Source organism: Mycobacterium sp. NGS63, assembly GCF_059812295.1.
In genome coordinates, this window is record NZ_JCALCJ010000009.1 from 78,880 (window position 1) to 95,895 (window position 17,016).

Annotated in this window: 20 protein-coding genes; 14 read left to right on the forward strand and 6 right to left on the reverse strand. The window is 70.4% G+C overall.

Going from position 1 to position 17,016, the window contains the following annotated elements:
• Positions 1-85 precede the first annotated feature (85 nt).
• Positions 86-370 carry a GlsB/YeaQ/YmgE family stress response membrane protein gene (locus AC5Y4Z_RS21515; protein WP_499966858.1) on the forward strand — a complete coding sequence of 95 codons (285 nt, stop codon included), beginning with the start codon at positions 86-88 and terminating at the stop codon, positions 368-370.
• Here the strand turns inward: AC5Y4Z_RS21515 and AC5Y4Z_RS21520 are convergent.
• From AC5Y4Z_RS21520 to AC5Y4Z_RS21530, 3 genes are read right to left on the reverse strand one after another with little or no spacing between them, the layout of a single operon-like run.
• A complete protein-coding gene (locus AC5Y4Z_RS21520; protein ID WP_499966860.1) occupies positions 367-1,455 on the reverse strand; it encodes an adenosine deaminase in 1,089 nt (362 codons plus the stop codon). The two genes, AC5Y4Z_RS21515 and AC5Y4Z_RS21520, sit on opposite strands and share 4 nt — an antisense overlap.
• Entirely contained in the window at positions 1,452-2,729 is a 1,278-nt protein-coding gene (locus AC5Y4Z_RS21525; RefSeq protein ID WP_499966862.1) for a thymidine phosphorylase, read from the reverse strand. The genes AC5Y4Z_RS21520 and AC5Y4Z_RS21525 overlap by 4 nt, the downstream gene beginning before the upstream one ends.
• Positions 2,726-3,124, reverse strand: coding sequence for a cytidine deaminase (locus tag AC5Y4Z_RS21530; protein WP_499966863.1), 399 nt, complete (start codon positions 3,122-3,124; stop codon positions 2,726-2,728). The genes AC5Y4Z_RS21525 and AC5Y4Z_RS21530 overlap by 4 nt, the downstream gene beginning before the upstream one ends.
• Before the next feature lie 221 nt (positions 3,125-3,345).
• Here AC5Y4Z_RS21530 and sdhC point away from each other — a divergent pair, with 221 nt between their 5' ends.
• The 7 genes from sdhC to AC5Y4Z_RS21565 all read left to right on the forward strand — a co-directional run bounded on the left by sdhC (position 3,346) and on the right by AC5Y4Z_RS21565 (position 9,288).
• Positions 3,346-3,684 (forward strand): succinate dehydrogenase, cytochrome b556 subunit, encoded by a 339-nt coding sequence (gene sdhC / locus AC5Y4Z_RS21535; protein ID WP_499967098.1) that lies wholly within the window; start codon positions 3,346-3,348, stop codon positions 3,682-3,684.
• Positions 3,685-3,692: 8 nt separating this feature from the next.
• Positions 3,693-4,148, forward strand: a complete 456-nt coding sequence (locus tag AC5Y4Z_RS21540) for a succinate dehydrogenase hydrophobic membrane anchor subunit (protein WP_499967100.1) — start codon at positions 3,693-3,695, stop codon at positions 4,146-4,148.
• Between the two features lie 2 nt (positions 4,149-4,150).
• Positions 4,151-5,905, forward strand: coding sequence for a succinate dehydrogenase flavoprotein subunit (gene sdhA, locus AC5Y4Z_RS21545; protein ID WP_499967102.1), 1,755 nt, complete (start codon positions 4,151-4,153; stop codon positions 5,903-5,905).
• Positions 5,905-6,696 carry a succinate dehydrogenase iron-sulfur subunit gene (locus tag AC5Y4Z_RS21550; RefSeq protein WP_499966865.1) on the forward strand — a complete coding sequence of 264 codons (792 nt, stop codon included), beginning with the start codon at positions 5,905-5,907 and terminating at the stop codon, positions 6,694-6,696. The genes sdhA and AC5Y4Z_RS21550 overlap by 1 nt, the downstream gene beginning before the upstream one ends.
• A gap of 101 nt (positions 6,697-6,797) precedes the next feature.
• Positions 6,798-7,388: a carboxymuconolactone decarboxylase family protein gene (locus AC5Y4Z_RS21555; protein ID WP_499966866.1), complete on the forward strand. Its 591-nt coding sequence runs from the start codon at positions 6,798-6,800 to the stop codon at positions 7,386-7,388.
• A gap of 9 nt (positions 7,389-7,397) precedes the next feature.
• Positions 7,398-8,138 (forward strand): helix-turn-helix transcriptional regulator, encoded by a 741-nt coding sequence (locus AC5Y4Z_RS21560; RefSeq protein ID WP_499966867.1) that lies wholly within the window; start codon positions 7,398-7,400, stop codon positions 8,136-8,138.
• Positions 8,139-8,184: 46 nt separating this feature from the next.
• The gene (locus tag AC5Y4Z_RS21565; protein WP_499966868.1) at positions 8,185-9,288 is read left to right on the forward strand and encodes an alpha/beta hydrolase; all 1,104 of its coding nucleotides are present in this window, start codon (positions 8,185-8,187) and stop codon (positions 9,286-9,288) included.
• On the opposite strand, the gene AC5Y4Z_RS21570 is transcribed toward AC5Y4Z_RS21565, so the two are convergent.
• Both AC5Y4Z_RS21570 and AC5Y4Z_RS21575 read right to left on the reverse strand, forming a co-directional pair.
• Complete coding sequence (locus AC5Y4Z_RS21570; protein ID WP_499966869.1) at positions 9,229-10,134, reverse strand: sigma-70 family RNA polymerase sigma factor; 906 nt, start codon at positions 10,132-10,134, stop codon at positions 9,229-9,231. The genes AC5Y4Z_RS21565 and AC5Y4Z_RS21570 overlap by 60 nt on opposite strands.
• Before the next feature lie 16 nt (positions 10,135-10,150).
• Positions 10,151-10,738: a DUF4190 domain-containing protein gene (locus tag AC5Y4Z_RS21575; protein ID WP_499966871.1), complete on the reverse strand. Its 588-nt coding sequence runs from the start codon at positions 10,736-10,738 to the stop codon at positions 10,151-10,153.
• A gap of 34 nt (positions 10,739-10,772) precedes the next feature.
• Here AC5Y4Z_RS21575 and AC5Y4Z_RS21580 point away from each other — a divergent pair, with 34 nt between their 5' ends.
• Positions 10,773-12,104 (forward strand): aspartate aminotransferase family protein, encoded by a 1,332-nt coding sequence (locus AC5Y4Z_RS21580; protein WP_499966873.1) that lies wholly within the window; start codon positions 10,773-10,775, stop codon positions 12,102-12,104.
• 12 nt (positions 12,105-12,116) lie between these two features.
• On the opposite strand, the gene AC5Y4Z_RS21585 is transcribed toward AC5Y4Z_RS21580, so the two are convergent.
• Positions 12,117-12,353: a hypothetical protein gene (locus AC5Y4Z_RS21585; RefSeq protein WP_499967104.1), complete on the reverse strand. Its 237-nt coding sequence runs from the start codon at positions 12,351-12,353 to the stop codon at positions 12,117-12,119.
• A gap of 157 nt (positions 12,354-12,510) precedes the next feature.
• On the opposite strand from AC5Y4Z_RS21585, the gene dacB1 reads away from it, so the two are divergent.
• The 5 genes from dacB1 (at position 12,511) to AC5Y4Z_RS21610 (ending at position 17,016) form a co-directional block, all read left to right on the forward strand.
• Positions 12,511-13,734 carry a D-alanyl-D-alanine carboxypeptidase DacB1 gene (gene dacB1 / locus AC5Y4Z_RS21590; RefSeq protein WP_499966874.1) on the forward strand — a complete coding sequence of 408 codons (1,224 nt, stop codon included), beginning with the start codon at positions 12,511-12,513 and terminating at the stop codon, positions 13,732-13,734.
• Entirely contained in the window at positions 13,731-15,095 is a 1,365-nt protein-coding gene (locus AC5Y4Z_RS21595) for a sugar porter family MFS transporter (RefSeq protein ID WP_499966875.1), read from the forward strand. Before dacB1 ends, AC5Y4Z_RS21595 begins: the two co-directional genes overlap by 4 nt.
• Positions 15,096-15,109: 14 nt before the next feature.
• On the forward strand, positions 15,110-16,207 hold the full coding sequence (gene nagA, locus AC5Y4Z_RS21600; protein ID WP_499967106.1) for an N-acetylglucosamine-6-phosphate deacetylase: 1,098 nt from the start codon (positions 15,110-15,112) through the stop codon (positions 16,205-16,207).
• Positions 16,208-16,282: 75 nt separating this feature from the next.
• A complete protein-coding gene (locus AC5Y4Z_RS21605; RefSeq protein WP_499966876.1) occupies positions 16,283-16,651 on the forward strand; it encodes a DoxX family protein in 369 nt (122 codons plus the stop codon).
• Positions 16,648-17,016: a nuclear transport factor 2 family protein gene (locus tag AC5Y4Z_RS21610; protein WP_499966877.1), complete on the forward strand. Its 369-nt coding sequence runs from the start codon at positions 16,648-16,650 to the stop codon at positions 17,014-17,016. The genes AC5Y4Z_RS21605 and AC5Y4Z_RS21610 overlap by 4 nt, the downstream gene beginning before the upstream one ends.

Sequence of the window (17,016 nt, forward strand, 5' to 3'; positions counted from 1 at the left end):
TACAAGCGCGGCGGTTAGGGGAACCCGCTGTCGTAACGGCGCCCACTCGGGGAGCCGCGACAGCAGGAGCAGCAAGGGAGCAGCAATGATTGGCTCAATCATCCTGGCGATCATCGTGGGCGCGATCATCGGTGTGGTGGCGCGTCTGGTCATGCCAGGCAAGCAAGACATCGGAATGATCATGACGGTCCTCCTCGGCGCCGTCGGCGGGCTGATCGGTTCGGTTGTGGCCGGTCAGTTCGGTTACCACAACGCCAACGGCGGAATCGCCTGGATTCCCTTCTTCATCGGGGTCGGCGCCGCGGTCGTGCTGATCGCGATCTACGAGGCACTGATGGGCCGCCGTTCCGGCACCCGGTTGACGCGCTAGCCGATCAGCACCGCGTACCGCGGCTTGATCACCTCGTCGATGATCGCCAGCCGCTCGTCGAACGGGATGAACGCCGACTTCATCGCGTTGATGGTGAACCGCTCGAGGTCGCTCCACCCGTAGCCGAAAGCCTCGACGAGCCGCGACATTTCGAGGCTCATGGTGGTGTCGCTGATCAGCCGGTTGTCGGTGTTGACGGTGACGCGGAACCGGGTACGGGCGAGCAGGTCGAACGGGTGCTCGGCGATGCTGTTGACCGCGCCGGTCTGCACGTTCGAGCTGGGACACAGTTCCAGCGGAATTCGCTTGTCCCGCAAGATCGATGCCTGCCGGCCCAGCCGTACCCGCCCGTCTTCGGCGACCTCGATGTCGTCGACGATGCGCACCCCGTGGCCCAGCCGGTCGGCGCCGCAGAACGCGATCGCCTCGTGGATGGACGGCAGCCCGAACGCCTCACCGGCGTGAATGGTGAAGCGCGCGTTGTGGTCTCGCATGTATTCGAAGGCGTCCAGGTGCCGCGTCGGTGGGTTGCCGGCCTCGGCGCCGGCGATGTCGAACCCGACGACGCCCTTGTCCCGGAACCGGATCGCCAGCTCGGCGATCTCGCGGGACACCGCGGCGTGGCGCATCGCGGTGACCAGCAGCCGCACCTTGATCGGGCGGCCGGCCGCGGCGCACGCCTTCTCGCCGGCGGCGAAACCGTCCAGCACGGCGTCGACGATCTCGTCGAAGGACAGGCCCCGGTCGATGTGCAGCTCCGGGGCGAAGCGGACCTCGGCGTAGACGACGGAGTCGTCGGCCAGGTCTTCCACGCACTCGTAGGCGACGCGGTACAGCGCGTCGGGCGTCTGCATCACCGCGACGGTGTGCGAGAACGGCTCCAGGTAGCGCTCCAGCGAGCCGCTGTGCGAGCGGGTGCTGAACCACTTGGCGAGCTCGTCGACCTCGGTGGCGGGCAGCCCGTCGTAGCCGGTCTGGCCGGCGATGTCGATCACGGTCGACGGGCGCAGGCCGCCGTCGAGGTGGTCGTGCAGCAGCGCCTTGGGGGCTTTTTTGATCTGGTTCAGGTCCAGTGGTGATGTCACGTGGCGATCCGATCGATGATCAGCGGCCGCGCGGCCGGGGGCTCCTGGTCGACGCTGTAGCCGCCGTCCAGTTCGGCCAGCGCGGCGCCGAGGCGTTCGGGGGTGTCGGTGTAGAGGGTAAACAGCGGCTCACCGGCCGCGACCGGGTCCCCGGGGCGGCGGTGGATCCGGATCCCCGCGCCCGGCTGCACCGGATCGCCCGGACGGGACCTGCCCGCGCCGAGCCGCCAAGCCGCCAGCCCCACCGCCATCGCGTCGATATCGCCCATTCTGCCGCCCCGGGCGGCGGTCACGGTCTCGGCACACGAACCGACCGGCAGCGGCACCGACAGGTCGCCGCCCTGGGCGGCGATGAGCTGGCGGAACCGGTCCATCGCGGTGCCGTCGCGCAGCGCCGCGGCGGGATCGCGGTCACCGATCCCGGCCAGCTCGAGCATCTCGGCGGCCAGTCGCAAAGTCAGCTCGACCACGTCGGGAGGGCCGCCGCCGGCCAGCACCTCGAGCGCCTCGGCCACCTCGAGCGCGTTGCCGACGGTCGCGCCCAGCGGGCGGTTCATGTCGGTCAGCAGCGCCCGGGTGGGCACCCCGTGCGCGGCGCCCAGCTCCACCATGGCGTGGGCCAGCTCGCGGCTGGCCGCCTCGGAGGCCATCAGCGCCCCGGAGCCGACCTTCACGTCGAGCACCAGCGCGCCCGCCCCCTCGGCCAGCTTCTTGCTCATCACCGAGCTGGCGATCAGCGGCAGCGACTCGACGGTCGCGGTGATGTCGCGCAGCGCGTACAGCTTGGCGTCGGCCGGGGCCAGCTCCCCGGCGGCGAAGATGGCCGCGCCGACGCCGGCGAGTTGGTCGCGCACCCGCCGGTTGGACAGCCGTGCGGTGAACCCGGCTATCGACTCCAGCTTGTCCAGGGTGCCGCCGGTGTGCCCCAGCCCGCGGCCCGACGCCTGGGGCACCGCGGCGCCGCAGGCGGCGACGAGGGGCACCAGCGGCAGGGTGATCTTGTCCCCCACGCCGCCCGTCGAGTGCTTGTCGACGGTGGGCACGCCCAGGTCGCCGAAGTCCAGCCGGTCCCCCGAGGCGAGCATCGCCGCCGTCCATCGGGCCAGCTCGCCGCGGTCCAGGCCGCGCCACACGATGGCCATCAGCAGCGCCGACATCTGTTCGTCGGCGACGCGGCCGTCGGTGTAGGCGTCGATGACCCAGTCGATGGCGGCGTCGGAGAGCCGCCCGCCGTCGCGTTTGATCCGGATCACCGTCGGCGCATCGAATTTCACGGGCGCTCCCGCGGCAGGTCGGCGGTGAAGGCGTCGGGCAGCAGGTCGCCGAGGCGGCGCGGCCCGGCCGGATGGTCGACGAGCAGCCCGGGGCCGCCGTGCTCCAGCAGCACCTGCCGGCAGCGCCCACACGGCATCAGCGGGCGTCCGTCCGCGCCCACGCACGCCAGCGCCACCAGCCGGCCCCCGCCGGTGGAGTGCAGGGCGCTCACCACGCCGCATTCGGCGCAGAGACCAAGGCCATATGAGATGTTTTCCACATTGCAGCCGGTGACGACGCGCCCGTCGTCGACCAGTGCGGCCGCGCCCACCGGGAATCGCGAGTAGGGTGCGTAGGCCCCCGCCGCCGCCTGGATCGCCTTGTCCCGCAGCGCATTCCAATCGACTTCGGGCATACCGACCACCTCACCGTATCGGCCCAGTTGTGAGAGCCACCCTAACCCTGACACGACAATTCGCCTGCGGGACTGTTCGGCGGCGGCCGCCACTGGCAGGGTTAGGCTGAATCGGCTGGCTGGAGTTCGTCCGAAGGGGTGAGGACTTGGTGAGCACGCAGGCGCCGGCGCCTTCGCGCAAGCGGCGACCACCCCGGACCCTGTACCGGGGCGATCCCGGCATGTGGGCGTGGGTGTTGCACCGCATCAGCGGCGCGACGATCTTCTTCTTCCTGTTCGTCCACGTCCTGGACGCCGCCATGCTGCGGGTCAATCCGCAGACCTACAACGCCGTGATCGGTGACTACCAGACCCCGATCGTCGGGCTGATGGAATACGGCCTGATCGCGGCGGTGCTCTTCCACGGGCTGAACGGGATCCGGGTCATCCTGATCGACTTCTGGTCACAGGGTCCCCGCTACCAGCGGCTGATGTTCTGGATCGTCGGCATCGTGTTCTTGCTGCTGATGGTGCCGGCCGGCGTGGTCACCGCCATCCACATCCTGGAGCACTTCCGGTGAGCCCCGACCTGCAGCTCGGTCGCGGCCAGCAGGCCCCGGTCAGGCAGCGCTTCTACGACCGCCCCGCCAGCCTGGACAACCCCCGCTCGCCGCGCCGCCGGGCGGGCATCCCCAATTTCGAGAAGTTCGCGTGGCTGTTCATGCGGTTCTCCGGGATCGCGCTGGTGTTCCTGGCGATCGGGCACCTGTTCATCATGCTGATGTGGGACGACGGCGTGTACCGCATCGACTTCAACTACGTGGCGGCGCGCTGGCATTCGCCGTTCTGGCAGATCTGGGACATGGCGCTGTTGTGGCTGGCGCAGCTGCACGGCGGCAACGGCCTGCGCACCATCATCGACGACTACAGCCGCAAGAACTCCACCCGGTTCTGGCTCAACAGCCTGCTGCTGCTGTCGATGGGGTTCACGTTGGTGCTGGGCACCTACGTGCTGGTGACATTCGACGCGAACGTCTCGGGATGAGCATGATCCAAGAACACCGATACGACGTGGTGATCGTCGGCGCGGGCGGGGCCGGCATGCGCGCGGCGGTAGAGGCGGGTCCGCGCGTCCGCACCGCGGTGCTGACCAAGCTCTACCCCACCCGCAGCCACACCGGCGCCGCCCAGGGCGGCATGTGCGCCGCGCTGGCCAACGTCGAGGACGACAACTGGGAATGGCACACCTTCGACACCGTCAAGGGCGGCGACTACCTCGCCGACCAGGACGCCGTCGAGATCATGTGCAAGGAAGCCATCGACGCGGTGCTCGACCTGGAAAAGATGGGGATGCCGTTCAACCGCACCCCCGAGGGCCGCATCGACCAGCGCCGCTTCGGCGGGCACACCCGCGACCACGGCAAGGCCCCGGTGCGCCGGTCCTGTTACGCCGCGGACCGCACCGGCCACATGATCCTGCAGACGCTGTACCAGAACTGCGTGCGCCACGACGTGCAGTTCTTCAACGAGTTCTACGCGCTGGACCTGGTGCTGACGCAGACCCCGACCGGCCCGGTGGCAACCGGCGTGGTGGCCTACGAGCTCGCGACGGGCGAGATCCACGTGTTTCACGCCAAGGCCGTCGTCATCGCCACCGGCGGCTCGGGCCGGATGTACAAGACCACCTCGAACGCGCACACCCTGACCGGCGACGGCATCGGCATCGTCTTCCGCAAGGGACTTCCGTTGGAGGACATGGAGTTTCACCAGTTCCATCCGACGGGTCTGGCCGGACTGGGCATCCTGATCTCCGAGGCCGTGCGCGGCGAGGGCGGCCGGCTGCTCAACGGCGAGGGCGAGCGGTTCATGGAGCGCTACGCGCCGACGATCGTCGACCTGGCGCCGCGCGACATCGTCGCCCGCTCAATGGTTTTGGAGGTGCTGGAGGGCCGCGGCGCCGGCCCGCACAAGGACTACGTGTACATCGACGTCCGCCACCTCGGCGAGGACGTGCTGGAGGCCAAGCTGCCCGACATCACCGAGTTCGCCCGCACCTACCTGGGCGTGGACCCGGTGCACGAGCTGGTCCCGGTCTACCCGACGTGTCACTACGTGATGGGCGGCATCCCCACCACGGTCACCGGACAGGTGTTGCGGGACAACACGTCCACGGTGCCGGGCCTGTACGCGGCCGGCGAGTGCGCGTGCGTGTCGGTGCACGGCGCCAACCGGCTGGGCACCAATTCGCTGCTGGACATCAACGTCTTCGGCCGCCGCGCCGGCATCGCGGCCGCCGCGTACGCGCGGGGCCACGACTTCGTCGACATGCCGCCGGAGCCGGCGGCGATGGTCGTCGGCTGGGTGGGTGACATCCTGTCCGAGCACGGCAACGAGCGCGTCGCCGACATCCGCGGCGCCCTGCAGCAGACCATGGACAACAACGCCGCGGTGTTCCGCACCGAGGAGACGCTGAAACAGGCGTTGACGGACATCCACGCGTTGAAGGAGCGGTACTCCCGAATCACCGTGCACGACAAGGGGAAACGCTTCAACAGCGACCTGCTGGAAGCCATCGAGCTCGGCTTCCTGCTGGAGCTGGCCGAGGTCACCGTGGTCGGCGCGCTGAACCGCAAGGAGTCGCGCGGCGGGCACGCGCGCGAGGACTACCCCAACCGCGACGACGTGAACTACATGCGCCACACCATGGCCTACAAGCAGGGCACCGACCTGCTCAGCGACATCGCGCTGGACTTCAAGCCCGTCGTGCAGACCCGCTACGAACCCAAGGAACGGAAGTACTGATGTCGGTCGAGCCGGACGTCGAACCTTTGGAGCCGCCCCTGCCGCCGGTCCCCGACGGCGCGGTGATGGTGACCGTCAAGATCGCCCGGTTCAACCCCGACCAGCCCGATGCGTTCGCGGAAACCGGTGGCTGGCAAAGCTTCCGGGTGCCGTGTCTGCCCAGCGACCGGATGCTCAACCTCCTCATCTACATCAAGAGCTACCTCGACGGGACGCTGACCTTCCGGCGCTCCTGCGCCCACGGGGTGTGCGGGTCGGACGCCATGCGCATCAACGGCGTCAACCGGCTGGCCTGCAAGGTGCTGATGCGCGACCTGCTGCCCGAAAAACCCGGCAAGTCGCTCACCATCACCGTCGAGCCGATCCGCGGGCTGCCGGTGGAGAAGGACCTGGTGGTCGACATGGAGCCGTTCTTCGACGCCTACCGGGCGGTGAAGCCCTACCTGATCACCACCGGCAATCCCCCGACGCGGGAACGCATCCAAAGCCCGACCGACCGCGCCCGCTACGACGACACCACCAAGTGCATCCTGTGCGCGTGCTGCACCACCAGCTGCCCGGTGTTTTGGCACGAGGGCAGCTACTACGGGCCGGCCGCGATCGTCAACGCGCACCGCTTCATCTTCGACAGCCGCGACGAGGCCGCCGCCGAGCGCCTCGACATCCTCAACGAGGTCGACGGCGTGTGGCGGTGCCGCACCACGTTCAACTGCACCGAATCCTGCCCGCGGGGCATCGAGGTCACCAAGGCGATCCAGGAGGTCAAGCGCGCGATCATGTTCTCGCGCTGATTTCCCGGCGCGAGCAGACGCAAAAGCACCATTTTCCTCGGCGCGCCGGGTGCTTTTGTGTCTGCTCGTCACACATCAGGGACCTGTCTCGTCTGACGGGTATGACACAGAAAACCCGCCTCGAACCCCTGCCCCCCAAGCGCGCCGGGCTGCTGACCCGGGCCATGTACCGCGTCGCCAGGCGGCGCTACGGCCAGGTCCCCGAACCGTTCGCCGTGGCCGCCCACCATCGCAAACTGATGATCGCCAGCGCCATCCACGAAACCCTGGTCGACCGGGCGTCGAAGACCCTGCCGCCCAGCGTGCGCGAGCTCGCGGTGTACTGGACCGCGCGCCAGATCGGCTGCTCGTGGTGCGTCGACTTCGGGTCGATGCTGCAGCGCCTCGACGGCCTGGACATCCAGCGGCTCAAGAACATCGACGATTACGCCACGTCTACGGCCTTCAGCGCCGACGAGCGCGCGGCCATCGCCTACGCCGCCGCGATCACCACCGACCCGCACACCGTCACCGACGAGCAGGTCGCCGACCTTCAGGCCCGGTTCGGCGACGCCGGCGTCTTCGAGCTGACCTACCAGATCGGGCTGGAGAACATGCGGGCGCGGGTCAACGCCGCGCTGGGCATCACCGAGCAGGGCTTCAATTCCGGTGACGCCTGCCGGATTCCGTGGGCCGAGGCGGCGCGGCGCTAGAGTGGCGGCATGCAGGTCTGGGACTTGGGGCCCGGCCGGCTCATGGTGGCCGGTGTCTTCTCCGACCTCGCCGTACACCATCACCCCGCGGTTCAGGTCACCGTCGGCGGTCGGGGTCCGCTGACGGTCGCCGCCGACGGCGGCCGCCGCGACGTGGCCCGGCTGGTCGTCGTCGGCAGCGGGGTCCGCCACGCCGTGCGCTCGGATCGAAATTCCGCGGCGCTGACGCTGTACCTCGGCCCCCAGACGTCGCCCGGCGCCGCGCTGAACGCGTTGAGCCACAACCGCGGTCGGGGCATCTGGATCGTCGACGACGGGCGGGAACTGGCCGCCGCCACGGCGCGGGCGCTGGCCGCCGACGGCCCGCGCGCCGCGGCCGACCTCCTGCTCGACGGGCTGTGTGGGACCGCAGACCCGCGGCCGATGCACCCGCAGCTGCGGCGGGCGATCGAGGTCGTGTCGGACCGGGTGCCGAGCCCCGTCGACGTGGCCTCCGTCGCGGACGCCATCGCCCTGTCGCCGGATTACCTGGGGCGGCTGTGCCGCCAGCAGACCGGGGTGTCGCTGTCCGCCACGATCCGCTGGGCTCGGCTGGTGACGGCCATGGGTCACCTCATCGAGGGTCGCTCGGTCACCGATGCGGCGCACATGGCCGGCTTCGCCGACGGCGCGCACGCCAACCGGGTGTGCTGGGAGATGACGGGTTCGGCCCCGCGCGACCTCGCGCGGGCGGTTCGCGAATCCGTTTGACGGATCCATACAAGCGTTCGGGCCGAGACCGGCCCACGCTGGGGACATGGCAGCACAGCTCGGTATCCACGCTCAGGCCGCCGCGCTCCGCGCCGTGTTCGCACTGCCCGGGCCGGTTCGACGGTTCTTGGCGGGCCCGCCGGTGCGCATCGACGGCCAGGAACTGGCGCTCGACGCCCAGCTGATGATCCGTCTCAAAAACCGTTCGGGCTCCGACGTTTTCGCAGACCCCGTGGACAACGCGCGGGCGCGCTATGAGCAGCTGCCGCGGCTGATCGCATACGAGCCACCCAACCCGGTCGCGACGCGCGAGGTCGTCATTCCCGCCGACCACGGCGAGATCCCGGCCACCCTGTACACCCCGGCGGACCCGCCCGAGCCGCCGGGGCTGCTGGTGTATTTCCACGGCGGCGGCTTCTGCGTCGGCTCACGAATCAGCCACGACCCCGTCGCCCGCTACCTGGCCGGCCACGCGGACGTCCGCGTGCTGTCGGTCGAGTACCGGCGCGCGCCCGAGCACCCGTTCCCCGCCCCCGTGCAGGACGCGATGGCCGCGTTCGACTACGCGCACCGCCACGCCGCGGAGCTGGGCGCGGAACCCGGCCGGGTCGCGGTCGGCGGCGACAGCGCCGGCGGGAACTTGGCGGCCGTCACCGCGCAACAGGCGGTGCGACGAGGCGGCGCCGTCCCCGCGTTTCAGCTGCTGATGTACCCGGCGACGGACCTGAGCGCGCGCCGGCCTTCGCACGACCTGTTCGCCGAGGCCTCGACCTTCACCGACCGGAACCTGCAATGGGCGCTGGACAATTACCTCCCGTCGGGCACCGACCGGAGCGACCCGCGCCTGTCACCGCTGCGCGGCGACGTGACCGGCGGGCCGCCCGCGTACGTCGGCATCGCCGGCTTCGATCCGCTGCGCGACGACGGCGTGGCCTACGCGGACACCCTGCGGGCCGGCGGCGTAGCGGTGGTATCGAGCCTGCAATCCGACCTGCCGCACGCCTACCTCAACTTCGTCGGGCTGGGCGGCCGGTTCGCCGAAGCCGCCGCCGAGGCGGCCGCCGCGCTGCGCCTCGGCCTCGCCCTGGCGTCAGGATCGGCGCCGCAAGGGGGAGCCGGTGAACTTGTCGAGGTTGGCGATATCCCATAGGGCGCAGACCTTTCCGTCGCGCACCGTCATCGCCAGGATCCGCGGCAGCATCTCGCGGTGGTCGCCATCGCCGGGGCTGCCGGCCGTGTAGACGCCGAGTTCGCCGTTGACCAGCCCCAGCTGGTTGGCGGTGAAGAACGCCGGGCCGTACCGGCGCGCCAGGCCGAAGATGAACCGCGCCACCTTGTCCGCCCCGTTGATGACGTGAACCGCGGTGGGCGCCTTGCCATTTGAATCGCCGGTGAAGACCACGTCCGGGTGCAGCAGCCCGACCACGGCCTCGATGTCCCCTGCCGCCATGGCGGCCATCAGCCGGCCGACCACCTCGTTGTGCGACGGGTCGGGCTCCGGCGGGGGTTGCGCGGCGACGGCCTTGCGCGCCCGCGACGCCAGCTGCCGCGCGGCGGCCTCGTTGATCCCCAGCACCTCGGCCACTTCGGCGAAGGGCACGGCGAAGCCGTCGTGCAACACGAACGCGACCCGCTGGTCGGGCGACAGGCGCTCGAGCACCACCATCGCCGCGAACCGCGCGTCCTCGCTGGCCACCACGGCCGACAGCGGATCGGCCTGGTCGAAGCCGGTGACGACCGGCTCGGGCAGCCAGTTGCCGGTGTAGGTTTCGCGACGGTGCGCGGCCGAGCGCAACCGGTCCAGGCCCAGCCTGCTCACCACCGTGGTCAGCCACGCCCGCAAATTGGCGATCGGTTGGTCGTGGGCGTCCCAGCGCAGCCAGGCCTCCTGCACGATGTCCTCGGCGTCGGAGAACGTGCCGGTCAGGCGGTAGGCAACCGACAGCAGCTGGGAGCGCAGCGCCTCGAATTCGTCGACTCGCTGGGCGGCGGTCATGACGCCAGCTTACGAGTCAGCCCTTGAGCGATCCGACCCGATCGGGCGTGAAATGCGCGGCGCACGCGGTGGTGTGGTTGTTCATGTACTTCCAGTCGGTCCCCGGTCCCCACGTGACAACCTGAACCTTGGGGTCGCGGCTGGCCGCCGGCGAATACGTCTGCAACTCGGCCTTGCAGCGATCCTTCAGCGCGTTCTCGTCGCCGCCGCCGTCCGGGAAGCGCGACAGCGTCAGCACCGCGAAAACCTCGTCGGAATGCGGCTGATCGCAGCCGACCGAGGTGTTGATGTCGGGGTCGAAACACTGACCGACCCGCACCAGCGGCGACGATTGGGCCGTACCGGTGACCAACGGTTTGCCCATCAACCCGATCACCGCCGCGACGATGGCCGCCACCACCCACAGGGCGGAGAGCACGATGCCGGCGATGGCCAGCCCGCGCCCGGACCGCCTCCCGCCCTTGGTTTGGCCCAGCCCGATGATCCCGAAGACCACACCCAGCGGCGCGCAACTCAGCAGCCCGAGCACGAACCCCGCGACCGCCCAGCCGCTGGTGGTGCGCTGCGGCGGGTCCGGCTGCGGATAACCCGGTGGTTGTGTCATGTAGCTGAGGATCTTAGTTACGCTCGCGGGCAGAATGTCGAGAAATCTGTGGTTGCACTTCGCCCGGCACGGGCCGGACATCGCGCCGCCGATCATCACCCGCGGCGAGGGCGTCACCATCTTCGACGACCGCGGCAAGAGTTACCTCGACGCGCTGTCCGGTCTGTTCACCGTGCAGGTCGGGCACGGCCGCACCGAACTCGCCGAGGTCGCGGCGCGCCAGGCCGGCACGCTGGCCTACTTCCCCCTGTGGGGGTATGCCACCCCGACGGCGATCGAGCTCGCCGAGCGCCTCGCGCGCTACGCCCCGGGCGATCTGAACCGGGTCTTCTTCACCACCGGCGGCACCGAGGCCGTCGAGACCGCGTGGAAGGTGGCCAAGCAGTACTTCAAGCTGACCGGCAAACCCGGTAAGCACAAAGTGATTTCGCGCGCGGTCGCCTACCACGGCACCACCCAGGGGGCGCTGGCGATCACCGGGCTGCCGTTGTACAAGGCGCCGTTCGAACCCGTGACGCCCGGCGGCTTCCGGGTCGCTAACACGAACTTCTACCGCGCGCCCGAGCCGTTCCGCAACGACCCAAAAGCCTTCGGGCAGTGGGCCGCCGACCGCATCGCCGAGGCGATCGAGTTCGAGGGACCCCAAACCGTCGCCGCGGTCTTTTTGGAACCGGTGCAAAACGCGGGCGGCTCGATCCCCCCGCCCCCGGGCTATTTCGAACGGGTGCGCCAGATTTGCGACGAGTACGACGTGCTGCTGGTCTCCGACGAGGTGATCTGCGCGTACGGCCGGATCGGATCGATGTTCGCCTGTGCCGATTTCGGCTACGTGCCCGACATGATCACCTGCGCCAAGGGACTGACGTCGGGCTACTCACCGCTGGGCGCGATGATCGCCAGCGACCGAGTGTTCGAGCCGTTCAACGACGGCAAAACCATGTTCCCGCACGGCTATACGTTCGGCGGCCACCCGGTGTCGGCCGCCGTCGCGCTGGCCAACCTCGACATCTTCGAGCGCGAGGGGCTCAACGACCGCGTCCGGCAACACGCGCCCGCGTTCCGCGCCACCCTGGAGCGGCTCTACGACCTGCCCATCGTCGGCGACGTGCGCGGCGAGGGATACTTCTACAGCGTGGAGCTGGTCAGGGACCAGGCCAGCAGGCAGACCTTCGGCGACGACGAACGCCGCGCGCTGCTCGGGCGGGTGTCGGCGGGGCTGTTCGCGGCGGGCCTGTACTGCCGCACCGACGACCGCGGCGACTCCGTCATCCAGCTGGCGCCGCCGCTGATCAGCGGCCAGGCCGAGTTCGACACCATCGAGGCGGCGTTGCGCGGCGTGCTCAGCGACGAGTCGGCGCGCCTCTGACCGGCGCCGGTGCTAGCCGACCGCGAGGACCCGATTGACCTCGTAGACGGCCAGCAACACCTCCCGGGAATGCGCGGGAGACGGGTTGTTCGCCAGCCGCGATTGCGCGTTGCACAGCCAGGTGAGCGCGGAGCGCAGGTCGGCGTCGGGGGTGGCGTCGCGATGCTGCTCGAGCTCGGCCAACACGCGGTCGGCCGAGCGGTGCCGCACCTGGGTCCCCTTCTCGACCTGCTTGAGCAGATCATTCAGCGATCGCGAGCCATCACCGTCGCGCCGCCATCTCGAGAAGAATCGATTGTTTTGGATGGTGTCAGCGTAATGCACCGGCGAGTTTGTCACATCTGCCCCACCGGCCACAGCGCGGCTCCCCGGAATTGGGCGGCCGATCGCCTAGTCTGCACACACGATGAGCTTCCTACGTTCGATGTCGTGCCTGGTCGCGGCCGTTTTCGTCGCTCTGGCCCCGGTCGCTCGGGCCGAACCCGGCGCCGGCCCCAACGCGGGGCCGCCGGCCTGCCCGTACCAGGTGAACACCCCGCCCGCGGTGGACTCCTCGGAGGTCCCGGCGGCCGGCGACCCGCCGATCCCGCTGGCGGTGCCCCCCAAGCCCGTCGGCGGGGAGGCGCTGGGCGGCTGCGGCATCGTCGTCGCGCCGGGCACCCCGCCGTTGCCGGGCGACGTGTCCGCCGACGCGTGGGTGGTGGCCGACCTGGACAGCGGCGCCGTCATCGCCGCCAAGGATCCGCACGGCCGGCACCGCCCGGCCAGCGTCATCAAGGTCCTGGTCGCGATGGCGTCCATCAACGCGCTGCCGCTCAACAAGTCCGTCGAGGGCACCGCCGACGACGCGGCCGCCGAGGGCACCAAGGTCGGCGTCACCGAAGGCGGCGTCTTCACGGTCAACCAGCTGCTGCACGGGCTGCTGATGCACTCGGGCAACGACGCCGCCCACGCGCTGGCCATGCAACTCGGCGGCATGCAGCAGGCGCTGGACAAGATCAACGTGCTGGCCGCCAAGCTCGGCGGCCGCGACACCCGGGTGGCGACGCCGTCGGGGCTGGACGGGCCCGGCATGAGCACGTCGGCCTACGACATCGGCCTGTTCTACCGCTACGCCTGGGGCAACCCCACCTTCGCCGGCATCGTCGCCACGCGCACCTTCGACTTCCCCGGCCACGGCGACCACCCCGGCTACGAGCTGGAAAACGACAACCAGCTGCTCTACAAGTATCCCGGCGCGATGGGCGGCAAGACCGGCTACACCGACGACGCCGGTCAGACCTTCGTCGGCGCGGCCAACCACGACGGACGACGGCTGATGGCGGTGCTGCTGCACGGCACGCGCCAGCCGATCGCCCCGTGGGAGCAGGCCGCACACCTGCTGGACTACGGCTTTTCCACGCCGCAGGGCACCCAGGTCGGCACGCTGATCGAGCCCGACCCCTCGCTGATCAGCACGCGCCACGACGGCGCTGCCGACCGGCCGGGCGCCGCGCCCCAGGCCGCCGGGCTGATGCCGAGCGCGGACGCGCTGCCGGTGCGGGTGGGTGTCGCGGTGATCGGAACGATCATCGTGTTTAGTTTGATCATGGTCGCTCGCTCGATGAACCGCCGACCGCAACACCGTTGACGTCGCGGCCCGCCGTCTCGCGGCGCAGCCTGCTGGTCGGGCTCACCGCGGCCAGCGTCGGCGTCGTCTACGGCTACGACCTGTCCATCATCGCCGGCGCGCAACTGTTCGTCACCGAGGACTTCGGGCTGTCCACCCGGCAGCAGGAGCTGCTGACGACCATGGTGGTGATCGGCCAGATCGCCGGGGCGCTGGGCGCCGGGGTGCTTGCCAACGCGATCGGGCGCAAGCGTTCGGTGGTGCTGATCCTCGCCGCCTACGCGGCCTTCGCCCTGCTGGGTGCGGTGTCGGTGTCGCTGCCGATGCTGCTCGCGGCGCGCTTCCTGCTGGGCCTGACCCTGGGCCTGGCGGTGGTGGCCGTCCCGGTCTACGTGGCCGAATCGGCGCCGGCCGCGGTGCGCGGGTCGCTGCTGACGGCCTATCAGCTGGCGATCGTCGGCGCGCTGATCGTCGGTTACCTGACCGGTTACCTGCTGGCCGGCACCCACAGCTGGCGGTGGATGCTGGGCCTGGCCGTGGTGCCCGCAATGCTGTTGCTGCCGTTGGCGATTCGGCTGCCCGACACCGCCCGCTGGTACCTGATGAAGGGCCGCGCCGACGACGCCCGCCGCGCGTTGCTGCGCGTGGAGCCGGACGCGGACGTCGACGCGGAGCTCGCCGAGATCCAACGCGGCCTGGGCTCGGACCGATCTGGCCGGGGCGGGTTTTCCGAGATGCTGCGCCCGCCGTACCTGCGGGCCACCGCGTTCGTGATCACGCTCGGCTTCCTGATCCAGATCACCGGCATCAACGCGATCATCTACTACAGCCCCCGGATCTTCGAGGCCATGGGCTTCACCGGCAACTTCGCGCTGCTGGGGCTGCCCGCGCTGGTTCAGGTCGCCGGGCTGGGGGCCGTGGGCGCCGCGCTGCTCCTCGTCGACCGGGTGGGCCGCCGCCCAATCCTGTTGTGCGGCATCGCCATGATGATCGCCGCCGACATCGTGTTGGCGGTGGTGTTCGCCGCCGGCCTGGGCGGCGCCGGACTGGTATTCGGGTTCGCCGGCATCCTGGTGTTCATCATCGGCTACACCATGGGCTTCGGCTCGCTGGGCTGGGTGTACGCCAGCGAGAGCTTCCCGTCGCGGCTGCGGTCCCTCGGGTCTTCCACGATGCTCACCTCCAACCTGGTGGCCAACGCGATCGTCGCCGCCGTCTTCTTGACCCTGCTGCACTCCCTCGGCGGCGCAGGGACTTTCGCGCTGTTCGGTGTGCTCGCGGTGATCTCCGCCGGCGTCGTCTACCGCTACGCGCCGGAGACCAAGGGCCGCCAACTCGAGGAGATCAGCCACTTCTGGGAAAACGGCGGCCGGTGGGACTGATCTCCGCGGGCACCATGGTCCTCGACGGGCGGGTCGCCCGGCCGGGATGGCTGGAGGCGTCCGATGGGCGCATCCTCGCCTGCGAGGCCGGCCCGCCGCCCCGGCCGGCCGACCGGGAATTCCCGGATTGCGTTGTGGTTCCGGGCTTTGTCGACATGCACGTGCACGGCGGGGGCGGCGCCTCCTACACCGACGCCGACGGGATCGCCGCGGCCGCCGCGTTTCACCGGCGGCACGGCACCACCACGACGCTGGCCAGCCTGGTCACCGCCGCGCCGGACGAACTGATCGCCGGCGTGCGGGCGCTGGCCGAGGCGACGCGGGCGGGCACCGTGGCGGGCATCCACCTGGAGGGGCCGTGGCTGAGCGCGGCGCGCTGCGGTGCGCACGACCCGGCCCGGATGCGCGACCCGGACCCCGCCGAGATCGACGCCGTCCTCGCCGCGGGCGGCGGCGCGATCCGGATGGTCACGCTCGCCCCCGAACTAACGGACGCCGAGGACGCGATCCGGCGTTTCCTGGACGCGGATGTCGTTGTGGCCCTGGGGCATACCGACGCGACCTACGAGCAGACGAGGCGGGCCATCGATATCGGCGCCACCGTCGGCACCCATCTGTTCAACGCGATGCCGCCGCTGCACCACCGCGAGCCGGGGCCCGCGCTCGCGTTGCTGCAGGACCCGCGGGTGACCGTCGAACTCATCGACGACGGCGTGCACGTGCACCCCGAGGTGGTGCGCGCGGTCACCGGCGCCGCGGGACCCGACCGCGTCGCCCTGGTCACCGACGCGATCGCCGCCGCGGGCTGCGCCGACGGGGCGTTCCGGCTCGGCGCGGTGCCGATCGACGTCGCATCCGGTGTGGCCCGGGTGCGCGGGGCGTCGACGATCGCCGGCAGCACCGCCACCATGGACGAGCTGTTCCGCACGATCGCGAGGCTGGCCGGGTTGGCCGCCGCGGCGCGGATGACCGCGGCGACGCCGGCGCGGGCGCTCGGGCTGGACGGCGTGGGCGCGCTGCGACCCGGCTTTGACGCCAACCTCGTGGTGCTCGACGACGATCTGCGCGTGGCCGCCGTCATGGCCAGGGGCGACTGGCTGGCCGACGGGTAGCCCGGCGCGGCATGTCACATGTCGCGCCGCCGCCTCGTCATACCTGTGAACCGCCATCGACCACGGAGGGTTTACATGAATACGTTGCTATGGACGTTGCAGGGCCTGCTCGCCGCGATCTTCCTCGCCTCCGGGCTGGCCAAGATCAGCATGCCGAGGGACCGGCTGCTCGCGACCGGACAAACGGGCATCGCGCCCTTCCCCATGCCGGTGGTGCGCGCCACCGCGTTCTGTGAACTGCTGGGCGCCATAGGGCTTGTGCTGCCGCGGCTCGTCGGCATCGCGGAGTTCTTCATCCCGGCCGCCGCCGGCGGGCTCGCGATCGTCATGGTCGGCGCCATGGCCGCGCACGCGCATCTGCGCGAACCCCGCAGCGTCGCGGTGAACGTCGCGATCTTCGTCGCCGCCGTCACGGTGGCCGTGGGCAGGGCGGTCGGGCTGTGAGCCCGCACCCCTTCCGCGCCGCCGTCGAGTCCGGTGAACTCGCCGACATCGGACGCGTGTTCGCCGAGGACGCGGTGCTCAACAGCCCGATCGCCCACCGGCCCTACCACGGCCGCGGCGCGATCGCGGCCATCGTCGCCGCGGTCGGCGAGGTGCTGGAGGGCTTTCGCTTCGACAAGGAGCTGCCCGCGGGCCGCGATCACGCGCTGCTGTTCGGCGCCACGGTGGACGGGCTGCGAATCCAGGGCTGCGACTTCGTGCACACCCGCGACGACGGCCTGATCGACGAGATCACGGTGATGGTGCGCCCGCTGAAGGCGGCGATCGTGTTCGCCGAAAAGATGCGCGCGGCCCTCGGCGCGTAG